This window comes from Helicovermis profundi, assembly GCF_033097505.1.
In the GTDB taxonomy this organism is placed as follows: Bacteria; Bacillota; Clostridia; order Peptostreptococcales; family Acidaminobacteraceae; genus Helicovermis; species Helicovermis profundi.
On the sequence record NZ_AP028654.1, the window covers coordinates 759,560 to 782,540 of the forward strand.

General features: G+C 28.9%; 21 protein-coding genes and 1 other annotated feature. Of the genes, 20 read left to right on the top strand and 1 reads right to left on the bottom strand.

The window, feature by feature from the left end:
• Position 1: 1 nt before the first annotated feature.
• Positions 2-1,621 (bottom strand): biosynthetic-type acetolactate synthase large subunit, encoded by a 1,620-nt coding sequence (gene ilvB / locus AACH12_RS03255; RefSeq protein WP_338536645.1) that lies wholly within the window; start codon positions 1,619-1,621, stop codon positions 2-4.
• A 251-nt stretch (positions 1,622-1,872) separates the two neighbouring features.
• Here ilvB and AACH12_RS03260 point away from each other — a divergent pair, with 251 nt between their 5' ends.
• From AACH12_RS03260 to AACH12_RS03355, 20 genes are all read left to right on the top strand, one after another.
• Positions 1,873-2,682 (top strand): aminotransferase class IV, encoded by an 810-nt coding sequence (locus AACH12_RS03260; RefSeq protein ID WP_338536646.1) that lies wholly within the window; start codon positions 1,873-1,875, stop codon positions 2,680-2,682.
• 2 nt (positions 2,683-2,684) lie between these two features.
• Positions 2,685-3,905, top strand: coding sequence for a peptidase T (pepT, locus tag AACH12_RS03265; RefSeq protein WP_338536647.1), 1,221 nt, complete (start codon positions 2,685-2,687; stop codon positions 3,903-3,905).
• A 97-nt stretch (positions 3,906-4,002) separates the two neighbouring features.
• Positions 4,003-5,970 (top strand): molybdopterin-dependent oxidoreductase, encoded by a 1,968-nt coding sequence (locus AACH12_RS03270; RefSeq protein ID WP_338536648.1) that lies wholly within the window; start codon positions 4,003-4,005, stop codon positions 5,968-5,970.
• A gap of 167 nt (positions 5,971-6,137) precedes the next feature.
• Complete coding sequence (locus tag AACH12_RS03275; protein WP_338536649.1) at positions 6,138-6,320, top strand: SHOCT domain-containing protein; 183 nt, start codon at positions 6,138-6,140, stop codon at positions 6,318-6,320.
• Positions 6,321-6,357: 37 nt separating this feature from the next.
• Positions 6,358-6,597: an SHOCT domain-containing protein gene (locus tag AACH12_RS03280; protein ID WP_338536650.1), complete on the top strand. Its 240-nt coding sequence runs from the start codon at positions 6,358-6,360 to the stop codon at positions 6,595-6,597.
• Between the two features lies 1 nt (position 6,598).
• A complete protein-coding gene (locus AACH12_RS03285) occupies positions 6,599-7,672 on the top strand; it encodes a hypothetical protein (protein ID WP_338536651.1) in 1,074 nt (357 codons plus the stop codon).
• Between the two features lie 98 nt (positions 7,673-7,770).
• Positions 7,771-8,451: a response regulator transcription factor gene (locus AACH12_RS03290; protein WP_338536652.1), complete on the top strand. Its 681-nt coding sequence runs from the start codon at positions 7,771-7,773 to the stop codon at positions 8,449-8,451.
• 1 nt (position 8,452) lies between these two features.
• Positions 8,453-9,817, top strand: a complete 1,365-nt coding sequence (locus tag AACH12_RS03295; RefSeq protein WP_338536653.1) for a sensor histidine kinase — start codon at positions 8,453-8,455, stop codon at positions 9,815-9,817.
• A gap of 115 nt (positions 9,818-9,932) precedes the next feature.
• Positions 9,933-10,595, top strand: coding sequence for an L-serine ammonia-lyase, iron-sulfur-dependent subunit beta (gene sdaAB, locus AACH12_RS03300; RefSeq protein WP_338536654.1), 663 nt, complete (start codon positions 9,933-9,935; stop codon positions 10,593-10,595).
• A gap of 16 nt (positions 10,596-10,611) precedes the next feature.
• Positions 10,612-11,490, top strand: a complete 879-nt coding sequence (gene sdaAA / locus AACH12_RS03305; protein WP_338536655.1) for an L-serine ammonia-lyase, iron-sulfur-dependent, subunit alpha — start codon at positions 10,612-10,614, stop codon at positions 11,488-11,490.
• A gap of 10 nt (positions 11,491-11,500) precedes the next feature.
• On the top strand, positions 11,501-12,043 hold the full coding sequence (locus AACH12_RS03310; protein WP_338536656.1) for a Gx transporter family protein: 543 nt from the start codon (positions 11,501-11,503) through the stop codon (positions 12,041-12,043).
• Positions 12,044-12,165: 122 nt separating this feature from the next.
• Complete coding sequence (locus AACH12_RS03315; protein ID WP_338536657.1) at positions 12,166-12,552, top strand: PspC domain-containing protein; 387 nt, start codon at positions 12,166-12,168, stop codon at positions 12,550-12,552.
• 2 nt (positions 12,553-12,554) lie between these two features.
• The gene (locus AACH12_RS03320; protein WP_338536658.1) at positions 12,555-13,355 is read left to right on the top strand and encodes a hypothetical protein; all 801 of its coding nucleotides are present in this window, start codon (positions 12,555-12,557) and stop codon (positions 13,353-13,355) included.
• A gap of 180 nt (positions 13,356-13,535) precedes the next feature.
• Positions 13,536-13,940 carry a hypothetical protein gene (locus AACH12_RS03325; RefSeq protein WP_338536659.1) on the top strand — a complete coding sequence of 135 codons (405 nt, stop codon included), beginning with the start codon at positions 13,536-13,538 and terminating at the stop codon, positions 13,938-13,940.
• 78 nt (positions 13,941-14,018) lie between these two features.
• Positions 14,019-14,225, top strand: a binding site (T-box leader).
• Positions 14,226-14,824: 599 nt separating this feature from the next.
• Complete coding sequence (locus AACH12_RS03330) at positions 14,825-17,482, top strand: valine--tRNA ligase (protein ID WP_338536660.1); 2,658 nt, start codon at positions 14,825-14,827, stop codon at positions 17,480-17,482.
• A 118-nt stretch (positions 17,483-17,600) separates the two neighbouring features.
• The gene (locus tag AACH12_RS03335) at positions 17,601-18,887 is read left to right on the top strand and encodes a bifunctional folylpolyglutamate synthase/dihydrofolate synthase (RefSeq protein WP_338536661.1); all 1,287 of its coding nucleotides are present in this window, start codon (positions 17,601-17,603) and stop codon (positions 18,885-18,887) included.
• Between the two features lie 22 nt (positions 18,888-18,909).
• Complete coding sequence (locus tag AACH12_RS03340; RefSeq protein WP_338536662.1) at positions 18,910-19,869, top strand: carbohydrate kinase family protein; 960 nt, start codon at positions 18,910-18,912, stop codon at positions 19,867-19,869.
• A 22-nt stretch (positions 19,870-19,891) separates the two neighbouring features.
• Complete coding sequence (locus tag AACH12_RS03345) at positions 19,892-21,868, top strand: sigma-54-dependent Fis family transcriptional regulator (protein WP_338536663.1); 1,977 nt, start codon at positions 19,892-19,894, stop codon at positions 21,866-21,868.
• Between the two features lie 373 nt (positions 21,869-22,241).
• On the top strand, positions 22,242-22,721 hold the full coding sequence (locus AACH12_RS03350) for a Na+/H+ antiporter subunit E (RefSeq protein ID WP_338536664.1): 480 nt from the start codon (positions 22,242-22,244) through the stop codon (positions 22,719-22,721).
• Positions 22,714-22,980 (top strand): MrpF/PhaF family protein, encoded by a 267-nt coding sequence (locus AACH12_RS03355; protein ID WP_338536665.1) that lies wholly within the window; start codon positions 22,714-22,716, stop codon positions 22,978-22,980. Before AACH12_RS03350 ends, AACH12_RS03355 begins: the two co-directional genes overlap by 8 nt.
• Position 22,981: the final 1 nt, after the last annotated feature.

Below are 22,981 nucleotides of genomic sequence, written 5' to 3' on the forward strand. Positions count from 1 at the left end.
CCTATAATGTTCCAAAATCTTTATCAACTATACATTCAATTAAGAATGATTTTTCACTAGATAAAGCTTTTTGATAGACTTTATTTAAATTGGCATTAGAGTAAACTCTTTCACCACTAAGACTAAATGCCTTAGCTATTTTAACAAAATCAGGAGATAAATCATAATCTATTCCAAAAGGAGCATTTTTTCCGTATTTTTTTTCTTGAAGTTCTTTAACCATACCAAGTGCGCTATTGTTAAATAGTAATATTATTACTTTTGCTTTAGATTCTGCAAGAGTACCAAGTTCAGCTAAAAGCATTTGAATGCCGCCATCTCCTGTAACACAAATAACTTCTCTATTTGGCGAAGCAAGTTTTGCACCAATGGATGCAGACAAGCTATATCCCATTGTACCAAGACCACCAGAAGTTAAATATCTTCTATCACCATAATATTTAAAGTTTTTTGCAGCCCAAATTTGATTTTGGCCAACATCTGCTGTAATTATTGTATCATTTGGGCTAATGCTCGAAAGTAACCTAAGAGCAATTTTGGGATTTATAGTTTTAGTGTTTGTGGTTACAAAATTTTCTGTAAATGTTTTAATATCATTTACTTTATTAAGCCAATCTTCAATTTTTAGTGTACTTATTTTTTTATTTAAAGAATTAAGTATATTTTTTGCATCTCCTACAATTGGAATTTGGTTAACTACATTTTTTCCGATTTCAGCAGGATCAATATCAATATGAATAAGATCAGTATCAGTTTTGAATGAGCTAAAATTCATTGTAGCCCTATCACTCATTCTAGCTCCAATAATAAGAACTAAATCAGCTTCTTTTAGAATTAATTCTGAATGTTCATTACCATGAAAACCAACCATACCTCCGTAATATGGAGAATCCATTGGAAAAGCACCAAGTCCCATCATAGTATTAACAAGAGGAATTTTAGTGATTTTTACAAATTCACGTAATTCTTTTGTAGCTTTGGCTGAAAAAACGCCACCACCAACATAAATTAGAGGCCTATTAGCTTTTTTTATTCGTTGAATTATTTTTTTTATTTGTCCAGAGTGGCCATCAGTTGTAGGCTTATATCCTAAAATATTAATTTCTTTTGAAAGATCAAAATCGATATGAGCATCTTGAACATTTCTTGGAATATCAATAAGTACAGGACCAGGTCTTCCACTTGATGCAATAAAAAAAGCTTCCTTTAACACTCTTAAAATGTCGTTTGGGTCTTTTACTAAATAATTATGTTTAGTAAAAGGTTCGGTTGCTCCTGTAATATCAGCTTCTTGAAAAGAATCTTTACCAATTGCTTCAGTGTTAACTTGTCCTGTAATAGCGACAATTGGAATAGAATCCATGTAAGCAGTCGCAATACCAGTTATAAGATTTGTAGCTCCAGGACCTGAAGTAGCAATACATACACCTACTTTTCCAGAAATTCTTGCATATCCACTTGCACTGTGAACTGCACCTTGTTCATTTCGTACTAAAATATGTTTAAAGTTTGAATGTCTAAAAGATTCATACATTGGTAAAAGTGCACCACCTGGGTAGCCAAAAACATATTCTACATTTTTAGTTTCAAAAAATTTGCAAATTGCATCAGAAACTTTCATATTATTTCCTCCCTCTCTACTGTTTTTAAGGAAATATCTAATTGTTCTCTATTTTTTTCAATTAGACTTAAAATTTATCTAATAATAACAGAATAATTATTTGAAGTAAAGATATTGTTTGAAAATTTGTACAATTTCAGTTGTAAAGTTTTTTCTGTGCGTAAAAAAAATAATATATGCTCTTCTATTACATGTATTCGCTAAATATGTTATATTAAAAGTGAATAAATATTTAATTAAAGGTGATAAAAATGTTAAAAGACTATGCACTAAATTATTTTATATTAAATGGCAAAATACTGGAAGTAAGTACATTAGTTAGTGATAAATTTGATTTGAAATCAAAAAAAATATATGAAGTTATTAGAATTGCGAATTCAAATCCTATTTTTTTAGTAGAGCATTTGCAGAGACTAAAAAAATCTTTAGAGCTTGAAAATGAGAAAGTAAATATTTCAATTGAATTACTTCAAGAATACATTGAAAAATTAATTAAAGTTAACAATATTATTAATAATAATATTAAAATCATTCTATTTATTTCAAATGGTAAAGTAGAAACTTTAATGTATCCGCTGAAGAGTAAATATCCTGAAAGTGACCTTTATCAAAATGGTGTAAAAGTATCATTTATTGATGAGAAAAGGCATAATCCTAATGCAAAAGTGTTAAAGAGCGAATATAAAAAAAATGTTAATAGTAAGCTTAAACTAAGTGGAAGTTATGAACTTCTTTTAGTTGATGAGTTCGGTATGCTTAGTGAAGGATCACGTTCAAATTTATTTTTTATTAAAGATGATAAAGTAATTACAGCAAAAAGTGAAAAAGTATTAATGGGTATTACTAGAATGAAAATAATAGAAACTTTAAATAAACTAAATATTGAAGTTATAGAAAAAGATATTCATAAAAATGAAGTAGTTTCTTTTGATGGAGCATTTCTGAGTGGAACTTCAATTAATGCACTTCCCATATGTAAAATTGAAAAAAATGAAATTAAAACTTGTGACAGCAATGTTTACAAACAACTAAATGAAAAGTTCAATAAAAAATGGAGGTAATTATGAAAAGAGCGTATGAAAGATTTTTGAATTATGTAAAAGTGGATACAAAATCAGATCCTAATGCTGATACTAGTCCAAGTACGAAAAAACAGTTTGATTTGGCAAATTTATTAGTAGAAGAATTAAAAGAAATAGGTATTGAGGATGTTTCTTTGGATGAAAACTGCTATATTATGGGAACCTTAAAGGGTAATGTTGAAAATGCACCTACTATTGGATTAATTGCACATATGGATACAAGTCCTGATTTTTCAGGTAAAAATGTAAAAGCTAAAATTATTGAAAATTACGATGGAAAAGATATAGTATTAAATAAAGATTTAAATATTGTAATGAAAGTTTCAGATTTTCCTAATTTAGAAAACTATAAAGGTCATACAATGATAACAACCGATGGAACTACACTTCTTGGAGCGGATAACAAGGCCGGTATTGCTGAGATATTAACAATAGTTGAGTATTTTAAGAATAATCCAAATGAAAAACATGGAGATATTAAAATTGGATTTACTCCTGATGAAGAAGTAGGAAGAGGTGCTGATAAATTTGATGTTAAAAAGTTTGACGCTGACTTTGCCTACACTATGGATGGTGCGGTATTAGGAGAAATAGAGTATGAGAATTTTAATGCAGCTAGTGCAGAAATAGTTATTAATGGTGTAAATATTCATCCAGGTGAAGCAAAAAATAAGATGAAAAATTCAGTTTTAATTGGTATGGAATTAAATTCAATGTTACCAGTAGACCAGATTCCAGCCTTTACTGAAAAATATGAAGGTTTTTTTCACTTAAATGACTTTGTAGGTACAGTTGAAGAAACAAAAATGCTTTATATTATTCGTGATCACGATATGAATAAATTTACTAAGAAAAAAGAATTAATCGAAGAAGTATGCAGATTTATTAATTACAAATACGGCGAAAACACTGCTGTTTTAAAACTTAAGGATTCATATTTTAATATGAAAGAAAAAATCGTTCCTATTATTCATATTGTTGAAAGCGTAATTGAAGCTATGAAAAAAGTTGGAGTTAAGCCAAAAGTAAAAGCTATTAGAGGCGGAACCGATGGAGCTAGACTTTCATTTATGGGGCTTCCTACCCCTAATGTTTTTACTGGTGGTTTTAACTATCATGGTAAATTTGAAGCGATTTCAGTACATGATATGGATAAGGCAATTGACGTTATGATTGAAGTTATAAAAAGTTATGCAAAGTAAATAAATGAATTTTGAATTTTCTATTGTAAATTATAACTCCTTTTGAGCTATATATGATATTATTTAGGGAATTTAGAAATTCTTAAAGGATGGTTCTATGGAAAAGAAAAGTGTTTGTTCTTTAGATTGTTTTGATCTTTGCAGTATTTCTGCTCAGGTAAAGAATAATAAAATTATTTCTTTGACAGGTGACAAAAATAATCCTATTACTAAAGGGTTTATTTGTTATAAAGGAAAAGAGCATCTAAATAGATTATATTCAGAGAATAGAATAAAAACTCCATTATTAAAAGAAAATGGAGTTTTTAATTCAATATCTTATGATAAAGCTATTAAAATAGTTTCAGAAAAACTTAAAGAAGCAATTACCTTTAGTAATGATAGTGTTCTTTATAATTACGATAGTGGATACGGTGGGATTTCAAAGGAAGTTGGAAGTATATTTTTTAATAGTGTTGGAGGTGCAGTTACTCATAGTGGAAGTTTATGCTGGGGTGCTGGAATTAGCGCTCAAAAATATGATTTTGGAATAAGTAGAAGTAATCACCCTAGTGATTTGCTTAATTCAAAATTAATAATATTATGGGGAAGAAATCCAGTAGATACAAATATCCACTTAGTTTCTTATATCAATGAAGCTAGAAAAAATGGAGCTAAAGTAATTTTAATAGATCCAATAAAAACAAATTCTATAAAAATTTCTGATGAACATTTATTTATTGAACCATCAACAGATGGACTTTTAGCACTTGGAATTGCAAATTATTTAGCTAGCAATAATTTAATAGATAATGATTTTATATCAAAATATACTAAAGGATTTAAGGAATATAAAGAGCATTTAAAAAAATATGATTTAACTTATGTTAGTGATGAAACAGGAATTTCTAAAGAAAAAATAATTGAACTAGCAAACGAACTTGCAAAATTAAAAACAACAATAATATTAGGCTATGGAATGCAGCGTTATCAAAACGGTGGAAATAGTGTAAGAGCTATTGATTCTCTACTTGCTCTTACTGGAAACATAGGAAGAGAAGGTTCATCTGCAACATATGCTAATAAATCGATTACGAAATTAACGAGTAATTTTATTAAATCATTTCAAAAATACGATTTAACTAGTAAAAAATACTCAAAAGCTAAATTAGGTAGATTTCTTAAGAATAGTGATAATAAAATTAAATTTATGTGGGTTGAAAAATCTAATCCTGTCACTCAAAGTCCAAATAGCCTTGAAGTTATTGAGGGTATGAAAAAGGTTGATTTTAAGGTTGTTGTGGATATGTTTATGACTGACACAGCTATGGAGGCAGATCTTGTTTTTCCAACAACGAGCATTTTAGAAGAAGAAGATTTTATTTATTCCTCAATGTTTTCTCCTTATTTAGTATATGGAGAAGAAGTTATTAAGCCTTTATATGGTATTATTTCAGAATTTGAATTATATAAAAAAATCGCAAAACAAATGGATAATGTGATTTTTCCAATGTTAACAAAAGACGAATATTTTAATAAAGTGTTAAATCCAATACTTCTAAAAGAAAATATTGCACTTGAAGAGTTAAAAAAAATAAATTATATTGAAAAAAATACTAAGATAGCTTGGAAAAACAAACAATTTATGACGCCAAGTAAGAAATATGAATTTTATTCTGATAAAGCTTTAAAAGAAACGGGTATTGCTATGCCAACGTATTTTAAAAGTCAGATTAGACTTAAAGATGAATTTAGATTTATTAGTCCACACCACGTTAAATCATTACATTCACAAGGTTATAGGAATAATCGCGAAAGACCAATTATATATATTAATGACATAGATTTTGAGAAATTAAATCTTATTGATGAAGAATTAGTTAGTCTTTCTAATAAAAACGGTAAAGTGATTTTTAGTGCAAAAAAATCCTGTGAAATAAAAAAAGGAACAATATATTCCTATGAAGGAAGATGGCTTAAGGACGGTGGACCTAACTTGTTAACTAATGATTTAATAAGTGATATGGGAGAACAAGCTGCATATTATGATACCTTTTGTAGGATAGAAAAAATAAAAAATAAATAGACAGTTAATTGTAAGAGGTAAACAATCAAAATTGGTTGTTTACTTTTTTTATTTTAATAATCAATTAATACTTTGTGTCATAATTGTGCCATAATCTTAGTTCATAATGAACTTATCAAATGGAAAACAAATAAGAAATAAACACAAAACATATGGGAGGAAAAAAGATGATGATTTTAATTATTTTGTTAGTAGGAGCATTTATTTATTATTCAATGAATGGAAATACATTTAAAGGAGCCGTAGGATTTTCTAAAAGAAATCCAGATGAATTATTAAAAGAAAGATTTATTAACGGTGAGATAGATGAAAAAACTTACGTACAAATGAAAGAAACGTTAAGACAATAATAAAGAACATTTGCTATGTTTTCGGAGGTGAAAACGAATGTTTGGAAGAGAATATTATGGTTGTAATAGCTATAATGCTTTTGGCTATTGGAATATTTTAATGATAATTGGATGGATTTTAATACTTGTAAGCTTAATATGGATTATAAAGTTAAAAAAGAAAAAAGACTATAAAAAAAATTTAATTATAGAATTAAAAAATAGTTTTGCTAATGGTGAAATAGGTGAAGAAGAATATTTAAATAAAAAAAATATAATAAATAGAAGGAAGGTATAATATGAAAAAAATATTTTTAATAATAGCTTTAGGAGTATTGCTAGTGACAGCAGGAATTATTAGTACACCAAATTTTGCATATGGACCAGGTAATATGAATTATTCAAATGGAATGATGGGAAATAATTTTAATAATAGAAATACGAGAAATTTTGGTAATATGATGGGTAGAGATTATTACGATGATTGGAGAGATGAAGATTACTATAATGGAATGATGGGCCAAGGCGGATATAATGGAATGATGGGCCAAGGTGGATATAATGGAATGATGGGCCAAGGTGGATATAATGGAATGATGGGCCAAGGTGGATATAATGGAATGATGGGCCAAGGTGGATATAATGGAATGATGGGCCAAGGTGGATATAATGGAATGATGGGCCAAGGTGGATATAATGGAATGATGGGCCAAGGTGGATATAATGGAATGATGGGCCAAGGCGGATATAATGGAATGATGGGCCAAAATGGATATAGTGGAATTACAGGAGCTAATGGTTATGGTGCTACAAGTACTCTTAAAAAAATTAATATAGATGTGCTTAAAACAAATGTTGAAAAATATATTTCTAATTATCCTGATAAACTAGAGATAAGTGATATATTTATATTTGAAGATACAGATTATTATTTTTCTATTATTGAATCAGATACTAAAAGAGGAGCTATGGAATTACTTGTAAATCCATATACTGGTGCTGTTTATCCTGAATACGGACCAAATATGATGTGGAATTTAAAATATGGTACTATGATAAATACAACAATGCAAACGCAAAATTCAAATAATATATTTAAAAACTTTTTTAGTAAAAGTAAAAATGAATTTGGTAAAAACCAAATATCACAAAAAGAAGCTTATAATAGCGCTGTTAACTATTTGAAAGATAACGGTTTAGATAATAAGTATGCAATTAGTAAAAGTGCTCATGAGTTTTATGGATATTTTACTTTCCATATAGAAAAAGATGGTGAAACAGTGGGTATGCTTAGTGTTAATGGAATTTCAGGATTAGTATGGCAACATAATTGGCATGGTAAATTAATTAATTTAATTGAAAATCATAAATAATATAAATAATGGAATTCTAAGCTTCAGAATTAATTTCTGAAGCTTATTATACATATGTGCATTTATATATTATAATAGAAAAAAGGTTGTGATAATTTATGAATTTTAATATATTGATTGTTGAAGATCAAAAAGAAATTAGTTCAATAGTAGTAAAATATTTAATTAAAGAATCATATAATACTTTTGTAGCTGAAAATGGATTTGAGGCGCTTGAATTATTTTCAAGGCAAAGTTTTCATCTTGTTTTATTAGATGTTATGATGCCAGGAATAGATGGATTTGAAGTTCTTAAAGAAATAAGAAATATATCTGAAGTTCCAGTAATTATGTTAACAGCAAGAGAAGCAGAGACAGACAGAATTAAAGGTTTTGATTTTGGAGCAGATGATTATGTTGTAAAACCTTTTAGTCCTAGAGAATTAGTTAGACGAATTAAAGTTGTATTTAGAAGATTGTATAATGAAACAGATGAAATAGTGCTTCAAGTAGAAAATCTTAAATTGTATACTAAAAGCATGAAACTTCAAAAAGATGGTGAATATATAAATATCACATCAACTGAATTTCAGTTGTTACATACTTTTATAAAAAATAAAGGTTTAGTATTATCAAGGGAACAATTAATCGAAAAGTCCTTTGGCTATGATTATGATGGTTTTGATAGAAACATTGACACTTACATCAAAAGGCTGCGTCAAAAGATTGAAGATAATCCTAAAAAGCCTAAATATCTTGTTACGAAATATGGGGTAGGATATATTTTTGGAGGAATGTAATATGAGTATAAAAAAACTATTTTTGTTAGCGTTAATTTTTGTTGCAATAATCTCAGTAAGTATTAATGCGATTATTCTCACTTCACTAACAGATAAGTATTTTGCTGATTATTTAGCAGAGAATTATAAAAAACATGTTGAAGAAGTAGAGAATTATACAAAAATGGCTTTACTTGAAGAAGATGTTTCCTATAGACAAATGGCAATAGAACTTGAAACACATTTAGATGATCCCATAATTAGAATCAAATTGTATGATGCTAATGGTGAAGTTCTTGTGGATGTAGATGAGAATTCAAATATGACTGGCAATATGATGGTTGAACAAATGATGGGTAAAATGATGAATATTGATCAGGAGGAAACTAGAAAATACGTCTTAAAAGATAATGATAAAATAATAGGCATATTAAATATAACTAGGCACAGTTCTGCTGAAAATTCAATAGTTGCAGGCTTATTTAAATCAGCATTATTTAGAAATAGTGCATATTCAGTAATTATAGCAATTGTTATATCTATTATTTTTGGATTTTTAATAAGTAGTATAATGAGTAGGGAATTAAAGGAAACTGCGCAAATGGCGAGTAATATCCAGATGGGTATAACGAAAATTTCTAAAAAATCATTTGTAAATGAAATTAATAGAATAAGAGAAAGCTTAAATGATTTAAATATGCGTCTTAAACTCAAACAGAAAAGTAGAAAAACCTTAATAGATCAGCTTGTTCATCAAACGAGGACTCCACTTACTATAATTAAGTCTCATCTTGAAGCTATGGAAGATGGTATTATTGTTGTTGATAAAGAAGAATTAGGTATATGCCAAAATCAAGTTGAAAATATTACAACCATTATTTCAAATATGAGTGCAATGATTGATGCCGCAAAAGAATCAAGTGAAGTAAGTAAAGAAATATTTGAAATAAATTATTTGCTTAAACAAATAACTTTAGGTTTAAAAGCGCAATTTGATAAGAAAAATATTAAGCTAGAATTGTCAATAAATGATAAAATTAAAATAGAAAGTGATAAATATAAATTGAGTCAAATTATATACAATTTATTAACTAATGCTTACAAATACACAGAAAATGGTGGATTAGTTAGAGTAAGTTATTTTGAATATGAGGATAATATAATTATTAAAGTTCAAGACACAGGTCTTGGTATTAAAGAAAGCGAAATTAAGAATATATTTAAAGCATATTACAGATCACCTTCAGCGGTTAGGACTAACGGTGAAGGCATAGGGCTATATGTTGTAAAAGAAAATTTAGATTTAATTAATGGTAGTATAAAAGTTGAATCAAAAAAATATATAGGAAGTAGTTTTATAGTTGAACTTCCAAAAAAAATGGCGTAGGTTCTTAGTTTATCAATTATTGAAAATATATAAGTATAGTGTTATGATAACTTAAAGTGTAAGAAAAACCATGCAAAAGCATGGTTTTTCTTTTTAAAATATATGGAGGGGTTTTATGTCAAATTATAGTGCCTTTGATGTAGTTGGTCCAATAATGATAGGGCCTTCAAGTTCACATACTGCTGGTGCATCAAGGATTGGGTATACAGCATATAAATTAGTTAAGTCTAGTATAAAAAACGTTGAATTTGTTCTTCATGGTTCATTTGCAAGAACTTATAGAGGACATGGTACTGATAAAGCTATTCTTGCCGGAGTGCTTGGTATTAGAGAGTATGATGAAAAACTCCGTGATTCATTTCAAATAGCAAAAGACCAAGGTGTAAAGTTCCTTTTTTCTGAAGACGATTTGGGTGATGTTCATCCTAATACAGTTAAAATTAAAGTAGAAGAAATTTCGGGAGCAAAATTTGAGTTAGTGGGTTCGTCTATTGGTGGAGGATCAATAAAAATTATTGAAATAAACGGAATCGGGGTTTCTATTAAAGGAGAATATCCGGCAATTATTGTAAGTCATAAGTCGAGAAAAGGCATGATTGCAGGCTTTACAAAGATATTAACAGATCATGGTCTAGATATATTATTTATGAGTTTTTATAAAGAAGAAGATGAAAAGGCAGGTCTTATGGTAATTGAAGTAGATAAAAAAATTCAAAATGAAGTTGTTGATGAAATAAAAAGGTCAATTGAAGGAATTATTGAGCTTTATTTGATATAGATAAGAGGTGTATAAAATGAAATATAATTTTTCGTCGGGACGTGAACTGCTTGAAAAATGTAATAAATATAATATGAAAATTTCAGAAATTATGATAAATAGAGAGATTGAACTTAGCTTTAAAACAGAAAAAGAATTGAAAAAAATTATGCTTGAAAGTGTCGAAGTTATGATAGAGTCTTCAAAAAAAGGAATAATTGGCGGAGAAAAATCTTTAAGTGGACTTATTGGTGGAGAGGCTAAACTTCTTGAAAAATATAGAAAAGAAGGAAACTCGCTTTCAGGTGACTCTGTAATGAAATCAATTATAAGTGCAATGTCAGTGCTTGAAGTTAATGCTACTATGGGTAAAATTGTAGCTTCGCCTACTGCAGGATCATGTGGCATTATTCCTGGAGCTCTAGTAACTACAGCATTAGAAAGAGAAGTATCAAAAGAAAAGATTGTTGAAGCTGTATTTACATCTTCAGCTGTAGGATACTTATTCTTAAAAAATGCTACTGTTGCAGGAGCAGAGGGTGGTTGTCAAGCTGAAACAGGAACTGCTTCAGCGATGGCTGCAGCAGGACTTGTAGAACTTTTTGGTGGTTCTCCAAAAGCGGCTTTAAGTGCTGCATCATTTACTATTAAAAATATATTAGGATTAGTTTGTGATCCTATAGCAGGTTTAGTGGAATGTCCATGTCAAAAAAGAAATGCACTTTTATCAACAAATGCACTTATATCAGCAGATATGGCGCTTGCAGGAATAGAAACAATTATTCCTTTTGATGAAGTAGTTGAAGCTATGTATAAAGTTGGTAAAATGATGTCACCTTCTCTTAAAGAAACTGCAGAAGGTGGAATGGCAAGTACGCCAAGTGCAAAAGCAATTTCAAAGAAAATATTCGGTTAAGGTGATATAAATGACAATAAAAACATCTAAAATTACATTAATCGGTATATATATAGCAATAGCACTAGTATTAAATATTTTTGAAAATTTTTTACCTACAAGAGTGTTGATTCCAGGTGCAAAATTAGGGCTTGCCAATATCATTACAATGATTTCTTTAATGACGCTATCAAAAAAAGAAACTTTAGTAGTAATTGTTATTAGAGTTACCTTAGGTTCTATTTTTGGCGGAGGCTTATCTGGATTTTTATATAGTTTTTCTGGAGCGGTAATTAGCTTTTCTTTTATGATTTTAGTAATAATGATATTCAAAAATAGAATATCTTTAATTGGAATTAGTGTTACTGGAGCCTTTTTTCACGGTGTTGGTCAAGTTTTAATGGCGGCTATTATTATTCAAAACACTAGAATATTTGTGTATCTTCCTACTCTACTATTAGCATCAATTGCAACTGGTATTTTTATAGGATACGTTTCAATATTTTTTCTAAATAGACTCAAGTATATTGAAAATATTAGCATTTATTCAAAATACTACGATGTATATTTTTAGTTAGATTAACTTAAATTAAAGTTTGATTAGAACGTAATTAACTTACTCTTAAATGGGTTTTTTAATGGATAGAGTTAAGATATACTTTAATTATAGTAATATAATTAGTGAGAGGAGATATTATGGATAAAAAATTATATAAATCACAAAATGATAAAGTTATTTCAGGTGTTTGTGGTGGAATTGCAGAATATTTTTCAGTTGATGCTGTTATTGTAAGATTAATTTGGCTTTTTACAATAATTTTCGGGGGTGTTGGTGTTACAGCGTACATTATATGTTCTATTTTTATTCCTAAGAGAAAAAATGGAATTGATCTCGTTAAACATAAAAAACCTCATTTTGAGAATAATAATGGTGGATCGTATTTTGGATTTGGACTTGTTCTATTAGGAGGTTATTTTTTACTAAGTAGAGTGTTCCATTTTACTTGGTTTAGAATGGGAAACCTTTGGCCTATATTTTTAGTAATAGGCGGATTTTACTTAATTTTTAGAGATAAGGATTAATAATGAAGATAAAAAGAAATAAGGAGACTAGAAGAAGGAGAAAAAAATCTAAATTTGGTATATTAATACTTATAATTGGTGTAGTTATTTCAATCGGCAAATATACTTCAATAGATTTAGAGAGTTTATTAAATAATAATAATGGTAAATTTTGGTCATACACAGGTGATGAAAAGCTTGAATTTAAAAATGAAAATGAAATAAAAGATATTAAAGCTAAAATTGAGATAATTAACGGAGATATTACAATTGGTAAAATAAATAGTGAATTATTGAATTCGATTCAGCCAAAACACTTAATGAATAATGAAATCAGTGGAAAAGGTACTAGTAGAAATTTTAATTCTGCAATATATAAAAATTATAGAGATTATTTAAAAAAAATAAGTTTTGATGGATATAACTACAACTATAATTTTAATCCTAAAGTCAATTTGAATATTGAAACTTATGCAGTAGTAGCTGATGGAAAATATGATTTTAGAGATATGATTGTTGATAATGCAACTGTTGTAAGTGCTTTAGGAAATGTTAAAGTTACTTTAAATGAGAATTCTGAAGCAAAAGATATTATAGTTATAAGTTCTTCTTCAAATATTAAACTTATAACTGATAATGAAAGAGGAATAAAGGTAACTTTGATTGGAATCATAAAAGAAAATAACCTTAATGATATTGGCTTTGTTTTGAAAGATGGAAATTATTATTCTAATAATTATGAAAAATCTACTAAAAAAACTGATATTAATATTTTTGTAGGTGTAGGAAGTTTTATAATTAAATATAAATCTGATGCCAAATAAGATTTATCTGACGCCTTAGTGTTCTAATATCCCTACTTCAAAAAAATGGATGATAAAAAACTCTGTCTGAAACTTAGAAATTCATCTATATTTGTTTTATCATAGTAGGCATATTAAAAAATGTTTTTAAATAGAACTTTTGGGTAAATATCTAACATAGTAAACATTGGAGGGATATTTATGCTAAAAGTATTAAATCAAATTGAAATTCCCCCTATGGATAATGACGAGATGTCAAATTATGTTTATGATATTAAAATTTCTTCAGATAGTAGACATCAAGGTTTTATCGAGGGAACAATAAATGAATTCTTGTGGTTTGCAATTGTGCACAATGACAATATGGAGTTTGGGATTAATAGTGAAACTTTAAATAAAGGGAATGGTAAAGTTAGTAGACTTTGTATTTATAAAGATAGTTATGATGTTGAAGGAAACCCATATTTACCATCGCTAAGTATTAAAAGATTGATTTATGCAAATTATCAAAGAGAATGGACAATTTTAAGCTCAAGTTATAGAAAAATGGTTCAAGAATTAGTACGCTACCTAGAAAGAAGATATTCACTTAAAATTGTTAAGTGAAATTACGCACTAAAAAAATGGTTAATTGGTATTCTTGACAACTTTTGAACTAAAATATATAATAAAAGAAATTTTAATAATTATTCGTTGAAAAAGAGGAAGTATTATAATTAAACTTATTTAGAGAAAAAAATCCTAGGCTGAGAGATTTTTAAAGAAATGATTATAAGAAAGTAGCTTTAGAGAAATGATTTAATAAATCGTCGTTTAGCCTGCGTTAAAGGTATTGAGTGCATATGATTTTATATGAACTAGGGTGGTAACGCGTTTAACCTCGTCCCTTTTCTTGGGAGGAGGTTTCTTTGCGCGAAGAAATAAAGCAGTGCGAAAAAAAACAATTAATGGTGAATGTGAGTTCACTCACAAATTCACCATTAATTGTTTTTTTTCATAGGGCAGGATGCCCGCGATTCGAGAAACTACGTTTCGCGAAATGCGCACTGCAAACCATTTAGAGGAAAGCGATTCGAGAAACTACGTTTCGCGAAATGCGCACTGCAAACCATTTAGAGGAAAGCGATTCGAGAAACTACGTTTCGCGAAATGCGCACTGCAAACCATTTAGAGGAAAGCGATTCGAGAAACTACGTTTCGCGAAATGCGCAGTGCAAATCATTTAGAGGAAAGCGATTCGAGAAACTACGTTTCGCGAAATGCGCACTGCAAACCATTTAGAGGAAAGCGATTCGAGAAACGAAGTTTCGCGAGATGCAATGCTGTTAAATAAAAAAGCAATCGAGAAACGTAGTTTCAAGGATTGCAAATTTTTTTAAAAGAAAGCAAGAGAGATGCAGTTTCAAGGATTGCACTTCAAGTATAATGTAAAGCACCGATAAACGAAAACTTTAAATTAATACTTATACAAAAAAATAAAGGAGTAAACTATGAAAGAAATTAAAATGGGGAAAACGTATAATCCTAAAGAATTTGAAGATAGGATATATGAGAAATGGATTAATGAAAAATCTTTTGAAGCAAACGTAAATAAAGAAAAGGAACCATATACAATAGTCCTACCTCCACCAAATATTACAGGTCAGCTTCATATGGGTCATGCTCTTGATCAAACTCTTCAAGATATATTAATAAGATGGAAAAGAATGCAAGGGTATGAAGCTTTATGGCTTCCAGGAACGGATCATGCTTCTATTGCAACTGAAGTAAAAGTTGTTGATAAGATAAGAAAAGAAGAAGGAAAAACAAAAGAGGAAATTGGTAGAGATGAATTTCTTAAAAAAGCATGGATTTGGCGAGATGAATATGGTAGAAAAATAGTAAATCAAATGAAAAAATTGGGTTCTTCTTGTGATTGGTCTAAAGAGCGTTTTACAATGGACGCGGGATGTAACGATGCAGTTACAGAAGTCTTTTTAAAACTATATGAAAAAGGATTAATTTATAAGGGTCATAGACTAATTAATTGGTGCCCGGACTGTGCAACTACACTTTCAGAGGCGGAAGTTGATCATGAAGAGAAACCTGGAAATTTTTATCATATTAAGTATTTTATAAAAGGCAGTGATGATTATTTAGAAATAGCTACAACTAGACCTGAAACTTTACTTGGAGATACTGCAGTTGCGGTTCATCCTGATGATGAAAGATATAAAAAATATATTGGTAAAATGGTAATTCTTCCACTTGTTAATAAAGAGATTCCAGTTATAGGTGATAGTTATGTTGATATTGAACTTGGTACGGGTGCTTTAAAAGTTACTCCAGCTCATGATCCTAATGATTTTGAAATTGGAAAAAGACACAATCTTGAAGAAATTACTATTCTTAATGAAGATGCTTCTATTAATAGTAATGGTGGAATTTATGAAGGCTTAGATAGATATGAATGTAGAAAGAAAATTGTTGAAGACTTAGATGAAGCGGGATATCTTGTTAAAATAGTTAAACATGATCATAACGTTGGGACTTGTTATAGATGTTCTACTGTAATTGAGCCTAGGCTCTCAGAACAATGGTTTGTTGCAATGGAAAAACTTGCAAAACCTGCAATTGAAGCTCTTAAGAAATCCGATTTAGAATTTATTCCGGAAAGATTTTCAAAAACTTATTTACATTGGCTAGAAAATATTAGAGATTGGTGTATATCAAGGCAATTGTGGTGGGGACATAGGATTCCTGCATATTACTGTGAAGATTGCGGAGAGTTAATTGTTTCAAGGGAAAAACCATTAGAATGTACTAAATGTTCTTCAAAAAATATTAAACAAGATGAAGATGTTTTAGATACATGGTTTAGTTCAGCACTTTGGCCTTTTTCAACTTTAGGTTGGCCAAATAAGACTCCAGAATTAGAGTATTTTTATCCAACTAATGTACTTGTAACAGGATATGATATTATTTTCTTTTGGGTTGTAAGAATGGTATTTTCAGGAATCGAACAACTCGGAGAAATTCCTTTTGATAAAGTATTTATACATGGTCTTGTAAGAGCTGCTGATGGAAGAAAAATGAGTAAATCACTAGGCAACGGTGTAGATCCACTTGAAATTATAGATGAATACGGAGCAGATGCTTTAAGATTTATGCTTGCAACGGGCAATAGTCCTGGGAATGATATGAAATTCCAAATTGAAAGAGTTGAGGCGAGTAGAAATTTCGCTAATAAATTATGGAATGCATCAAGATTTGTTATTATGGGTATAGACAATGAAGAACTATCTTTTGACGGAACTGAAGAATTTAACCTTTCTGACAAGTGGATTCTTTCTAGACTCAATACTGTAATTCAAGAATCAACGATTAATCTTGATAAATTTGAACTTGGTGTTGCAGCAAATAAAATATATGAGTTTGTTTGGAATGAATACTGTGATTGGTATATAGAATTGTCTAAAAAAAGAATTTATGGCGAAGATAAAATTGCTAAAGCGACTGTTCAAAAGGTACTTGTTAAGGTATTAAAAGATATTCTTAAATTACTTCATCCTTTTATGCCATATATAACAGAAGAAATTTGGGCAAGTGTTCCATCAAGCAAAGGAAGCATAGTAACGTCGGATTGGCCTTTAGTTAATGAAGATGGTATCGATGAAGTTTCAGAAAAAAGAATGAGTTTAATAATGGATTCAATAAAAAATATAAGAAATGTTCGAGCTGATATGGATGTAATTCCTTCAAGAAAAGCAAAAATATTAATCGTTGCAAAAGATGAAATTGCTAATTTATTAAAAGAAAATGAAGAATACCTAAAAGCATTGGCTTCAGCTTCAGATGTAATTATATCTGAAAAGAACGATGTATCAGATGATGCTGTTGCAGTAGTAATTGAAGGTGGAGAATTATTTCTTCCTCTTGAAGAATTAATTGATTTTAGAAAGGAAATTGAAAGGCTTGAAAAAGAAAAAGAAAAGTTTACTTTAGAAGTTGAAAGAGTAAATAAAAAATTATCAAACCAAGGTTTTGTAGCTAAAGCACCTGAAAAACTTATAGAAACTGAAAAATCTAAAAAAGTAAAATATGAAGAAATGCTTGAAAAAGTTAATGAAAGAATAGAAAGTATGATTTCTAAACAAAATTTGTTGTAAAAATGATATAATACTAGTAAATTAATAATAGTGCATTATTTTTTAATAATGCACTATTAAAATTGTCTAGAAAAATTTGTTGAGAAATATTGGTTTATAATTAAGAAATGAGGTAAATATGGATTACAATGAAGCAATTGAATACATTCATGGAACATATAAATTTGGAAGTAAATTGGGACTTGAAAATATATCAGTTTTACTAAACTTAATGGGCAACCCTGAAAAAGAACTTAAATTTATTCATGTTGCAGGAACAAATGGAAAAGGGTCCACTTCATCTTTCATATCTAATATTCTTCTTGAAGAAGGTTATGATGTTGGATTATTTACATCGCCGTATCTTGAAGTATTTAATGAAAGAATAAGAATAAATGGTGCTAATATTCCTAATGGTGATTTAAGTGAAGTAGTAAGTCTTGTAAAGAAAAAAGTTGATATAATGATAAAAAAAGGATATTCACATCCTACAGAATTTGAAGTTGTTACAGCAGCAGCATTTGAGTATTATAAAAATAAAAAAGTTGATTTTGTAGTTTTGGAAGTTGGAATGGGTGGAAGACTTGACTCTACCAATGTAATAGAAGATACATTGGTTTCTGTTATTACTCCAATTGCACTTGATCATACGGATTATTTAGGTGATACAATTGAAAAAGTTGCTTTTGAAAAAGCTGGAATAATTAAAACAAATTCAGTTGTTGTTATTCACCCTCAGAAGGATAGTGTTATTGATGTAATTGCAAAAAAATGTGAAGAACTAAATGCAAAACTTGTAGTTGCACCGGTAAAAAACATTGAAATATTGGATTATGATATTAGTGGTACTAGCTTCAAGGTATTGTCAAATGAATATAAAATATCTCTACTTGGAGAGCATCAAGCAAACAATGCTACAGTTGCTTTGACAGTAATCAATGCATTAATAGAGAATTATGACATAAAAGTATCTGAAGAATCTCTAAAGAGTGGACTTACAAAAACAATCTGGCCAGGGCGATTAGAAATAATGGGTAAAAATCCTATAGTTGTCATTGATGGTGCACACAATCTTCACGGAGCAAAAGGACTTGCTAATGCCAGTGAGAAACTTTTCTCTGAAAAAAAAGTTATAGGTGTAATAGGAATTTTAGGTGATAAAGATGTTGATGGTATTTTATCTGAGATGCTTCCAATATGCGATGAAGTAATAGTTACTGAACCGGATAACCCGAGAAAGATGAAAGCAGAAGAATTAGGTGAAAAAATTGAAGGTTTTTCAAAAAAAACTTATGTTGAACCAATTATAAAAGAAGCGATTGATAAAGCACTCCATTTATCAAATTCAGATGACGTAATATTATTTTTTGGTTCACTCTATATGATTGGTGAAGTAAGAAAAGTATTAAGAATGATTGTTAAGTAATATATTTTGGGAGGATTTCTTAATGTTTGATAAGGATAAACCTTATATTTTAGTTCTTGGGGCTTCAGTAGTAGATATATTTGGCTTCAGTAGTTCAAGATATAGACCGTACAATTCAACTCCTGGTAGAGTTAAAATGTCTTTTGGAGGAGTATGTAGAAATATTGCTGAAAATCTTGCAAGGGTAGGAGTTAATACTAAATTTATATCTATTTTAGGTGATGATGAGAAGGGTAAAAGTATTTTAGAGCATTCAAAAATAATTGGCTATGATATGAGCGATTCGCTTATTTTAGAAAACGGTGGAACTCCAACTTATTTAGCTATACTAAATGAATGTGGAGAAATGGTATCGTCCATTGCAGATATGAAAAGTATTGGAGAATTAAATACTGAGTTTATTGATTCTAAGGCAGATATTATAATTAATTCTGAATATACCTTTTTAGATTCTGATGATCCTGAAATATTAGAATACATTTTAACGACCTTCAAAGATAAAACGAAATTTGTTCTTGATCCAGTTTCGGCAGAGAAAGCAAATAATATAAAGCATTTGATACATCATTTTCATACAATAAAACCAAATAGGCATGAAGCTGAAATTATTCTTGGATTCAAACTTGATAGTGAAGAAGAACTGAATAACGCTGGAAAATATTTTAGAAAAATGGGTGTAAAAAATATTTTTATAAGTCTTGATGAAGACGGAATATACTATATGAATTCTGAAAAATCTGGAATAATAAAAGCAGAAAATGTAACTGTAAAAAATGTTACAGGAGCTGGTGATTCATTTGTTGCAGGAATTGGCTACGGATATATGAAAGAATTTCCTATAGAGAAAACTGTAAAATTCGCCATAACTATGGCAAATATAACCATTGATCACGAAGAAACAATAAATCCTGAAATTGATAATGAATATGTGGCGAGTAGAATTTCAAAAAATATTTGGATTGAAAAGAAATTTAATTTTTAATTAACAATAAGGAGAAAATGGTATGCCGTCTCAAAAATTATTAGATAACAATAAAAAAGTTATAGAAGCTTGGGAAAATTTTATAGATAATAATATTTTGGAAAGAGAAAAATTAAGACAGCAAATTATAGATTCTTGGCTAAGAAGTAAAAAATATAAAGTTGATTCTTTTAGTACACTTGTAAAAAAAGAGTTAAATCATAATAATTTAAGTAAAAGAATAGAAAAGTACAAACCGATATTAGATATAGCAGTTCCTTTTATGGAGACAATTTACAAAACAGTCGGAAATAGTGGTATGATAGTTAGATTTACGGACTCTGATGGTTATGTTTTGGAATGTTTTGGTGATCTTAGTGTACTTGAAAGAAATAAAGAAATACATCTATATAAAGGAACAAATGTAAGCGAAGAAATGATTGGAACGAACGCAATTGGTGTAGCTTTAAAAACAGGAATTGCGCTTCAAGTATTAGGTGCTGAGCATTATAGAAAGAGTTACCATGCTTGGACTACTTCGGCAGCTCCTATTAGAGATAAAGAAGGGAAAATTTTATCAGTACTTAGTATGTCAGGTGATCATAGTCAAGTACATCCTCACACATTAGGTATGATTATGGCGTCGGCACTAGCAATTGAACATGAAATTCGATTGAATAGAGCTAACTTTGAATTAATACGCGCAAATGAACATCTGGATGCTGTAATGCAGTCAATTAATGAAGGCATACTTACAATTGATATAAATGGAATAATAACAGATGTTAATTACTTTGCGAAAAAATTCTTAAAAAAATCTACAAAAAATATTATTGGTAATAGTATTGATGAATTAACCAAAAAACCGGTATTTGAATTGATTAAAAATAATGAAATAAAATTTGATGAAAAAGAAATACATTTTTTAGATGATAATAAAAAAAAGAAATCAGTAATAATAACATTTAAACCCGTTTATAGTGGGAAAAAAGATATATCAGAATACCTTATTAGGTTTAGAGAATCAAAAAAAGTATATGATCAAGTTAATAAGTTGGTTGGTTCAAAAGCAATTTTTACATTCGAAGATATTTTAGGTGATAGTCCTAAAATTAAAGAATCAATAAGATTAGCTTCTTTGATTGCAAATACGGATGCAACAGTTCTATTAAATGGAGAATCTGGAACAGGAAAAGAATTGTTTGCACAAGGAATACATAATGCTTCTAACAGACATGAAAGCCAATTTGTATTTATTAATTGCGGAGCTATCCCTAGAGATTTGGTCGCAAGTGAGCTCTTTGGCTATGAAGATGGGGCCTTTACAGGAGCTAGAAAGGGTGGACATCCTGGAAAATTTGAATTCGCTGATGGAGGAACATTATTCTTAGATGAAATTGGAGATATGCCGCTTGATACTCAGGCTAATTTATTAAGGGTTCTTGAAACAAAAGAAGTAGTAAGAGTTGGAGGACATGACGTAATACCAGTAGATGTAAGGGTAATTGCTGCTACACATAAAGACTTAAAAAAAGAAGTAGAAAACGGTAATTTCAGACAAGATTTATTTTTTAGATTAAATGTAATGCCAATAACGACTCCTCCTTTAAGAGAAAGAAAAGAAGATATTAGAATATTAATAAAATATTTTTATTCACAATTTTCGATGAAAAAAAATGAAAAAATAATGATAGATGAAAGTTTTTACAAGGTTATGAAAGACTATTATTGGCCTGGTAATGTAAGGGAGCTTCAAAATGTAATGCAAATGATAACGAATATTAATGGTTCGAAAGACAAGCTTTATAGTGAAGATTTGCCGAATTATCTTAAAGAAGCCATCAAATTTACTGATGATGAAGAAATAACTTTAGTTAAACCATTATATATAGTAGAAAAAGAAGAAATATTAAAAGCAATAAAATATTCTTCGGGAAATCTTATGCAAGCATCTAAGATACTTGAAATTGGAAGAAGTACTCTTTATAGAAAGTTAGAAAAATATAATATCGAAATATAATCAAAAATAAAATTAAAAAATAGTAGATAACAAGTGAACGAGCGCCCCAAAATGATACATGTGTATCATTTTGGGGCGCTCGTTCTTTGATTAACATCAAAAAGTGTATCAAATTAATACATAGCATTTTAATTAGGGAATATTATTTTATATGAAATCAATGTAAGCATTGAAAAATGTCAATATTGTGTAACTTAATATATTACAAATACATTGGCATGCATTTTGCGTATATAAAGAAGTGTAGAAATAAAAGCAAAGCATTATAAGTATTTATAGAAACTAATATTTTGTATTAAAAATGATTTTAGTATATAATTACTGCTTTTTATAATTTAAATTGGGTAGTAAGTATTAGAAAGAAGGTATGTATATGACAAGCAAAATTATTAAAATTTTATCTTTAACAGTATTTTTTGTAATATTAAGTGAGAAAATTTCACTTCTTAATATAATTTCGGCTGTAACTATTGCCTATATTGTTTTCAAGATAAATACTACTAATACAAATATAAAAAAATACTTTAGTTTTCATTTGATTTTAAAGTGGATTTTTTTTACAGGTGTTCTTTTTAAAGAAGTGGTTGTCGCAAATTTTCAAGTTGCAAAAATTGCGCTTAGTCCCTCAATGGATATTAAACCAATTATTTTGGACTACCATAGTAAAATAAAAGATGAATTTTTACTTACTATACTTTCAAATGCGATAACTCTTACTCCAGGGACTATGACGGTTGATATTCATGATAATTTGCTTAAAATTCATTGTTTAAATGAGACTTACGCGAATTCTTTAAAAGATATTTATATGGAAAAAATTTTATTTGATATAGAAGGTGAACTTAATGTATAATTTTTTAGTTTTTTCAATAATTTTCTTAGGGTTAACAACTCTTCTTTGTATGTTTAGAGTAATTAAAGGCCCTACTAAAGGTGATCGTATTATAGGTATTAATATAATAGGAACCAAAACTATGGTTATTATTGCGATTGTTTCTTCAATTTTATCAGAAGATTATTTTATTGATGTTGTATTAGTATATGCACTAATTAGTTTTATTGGATCTTATGTTGTTTCAAGAGAACTTATACAAAGTGAAAAGGAGGAATAAG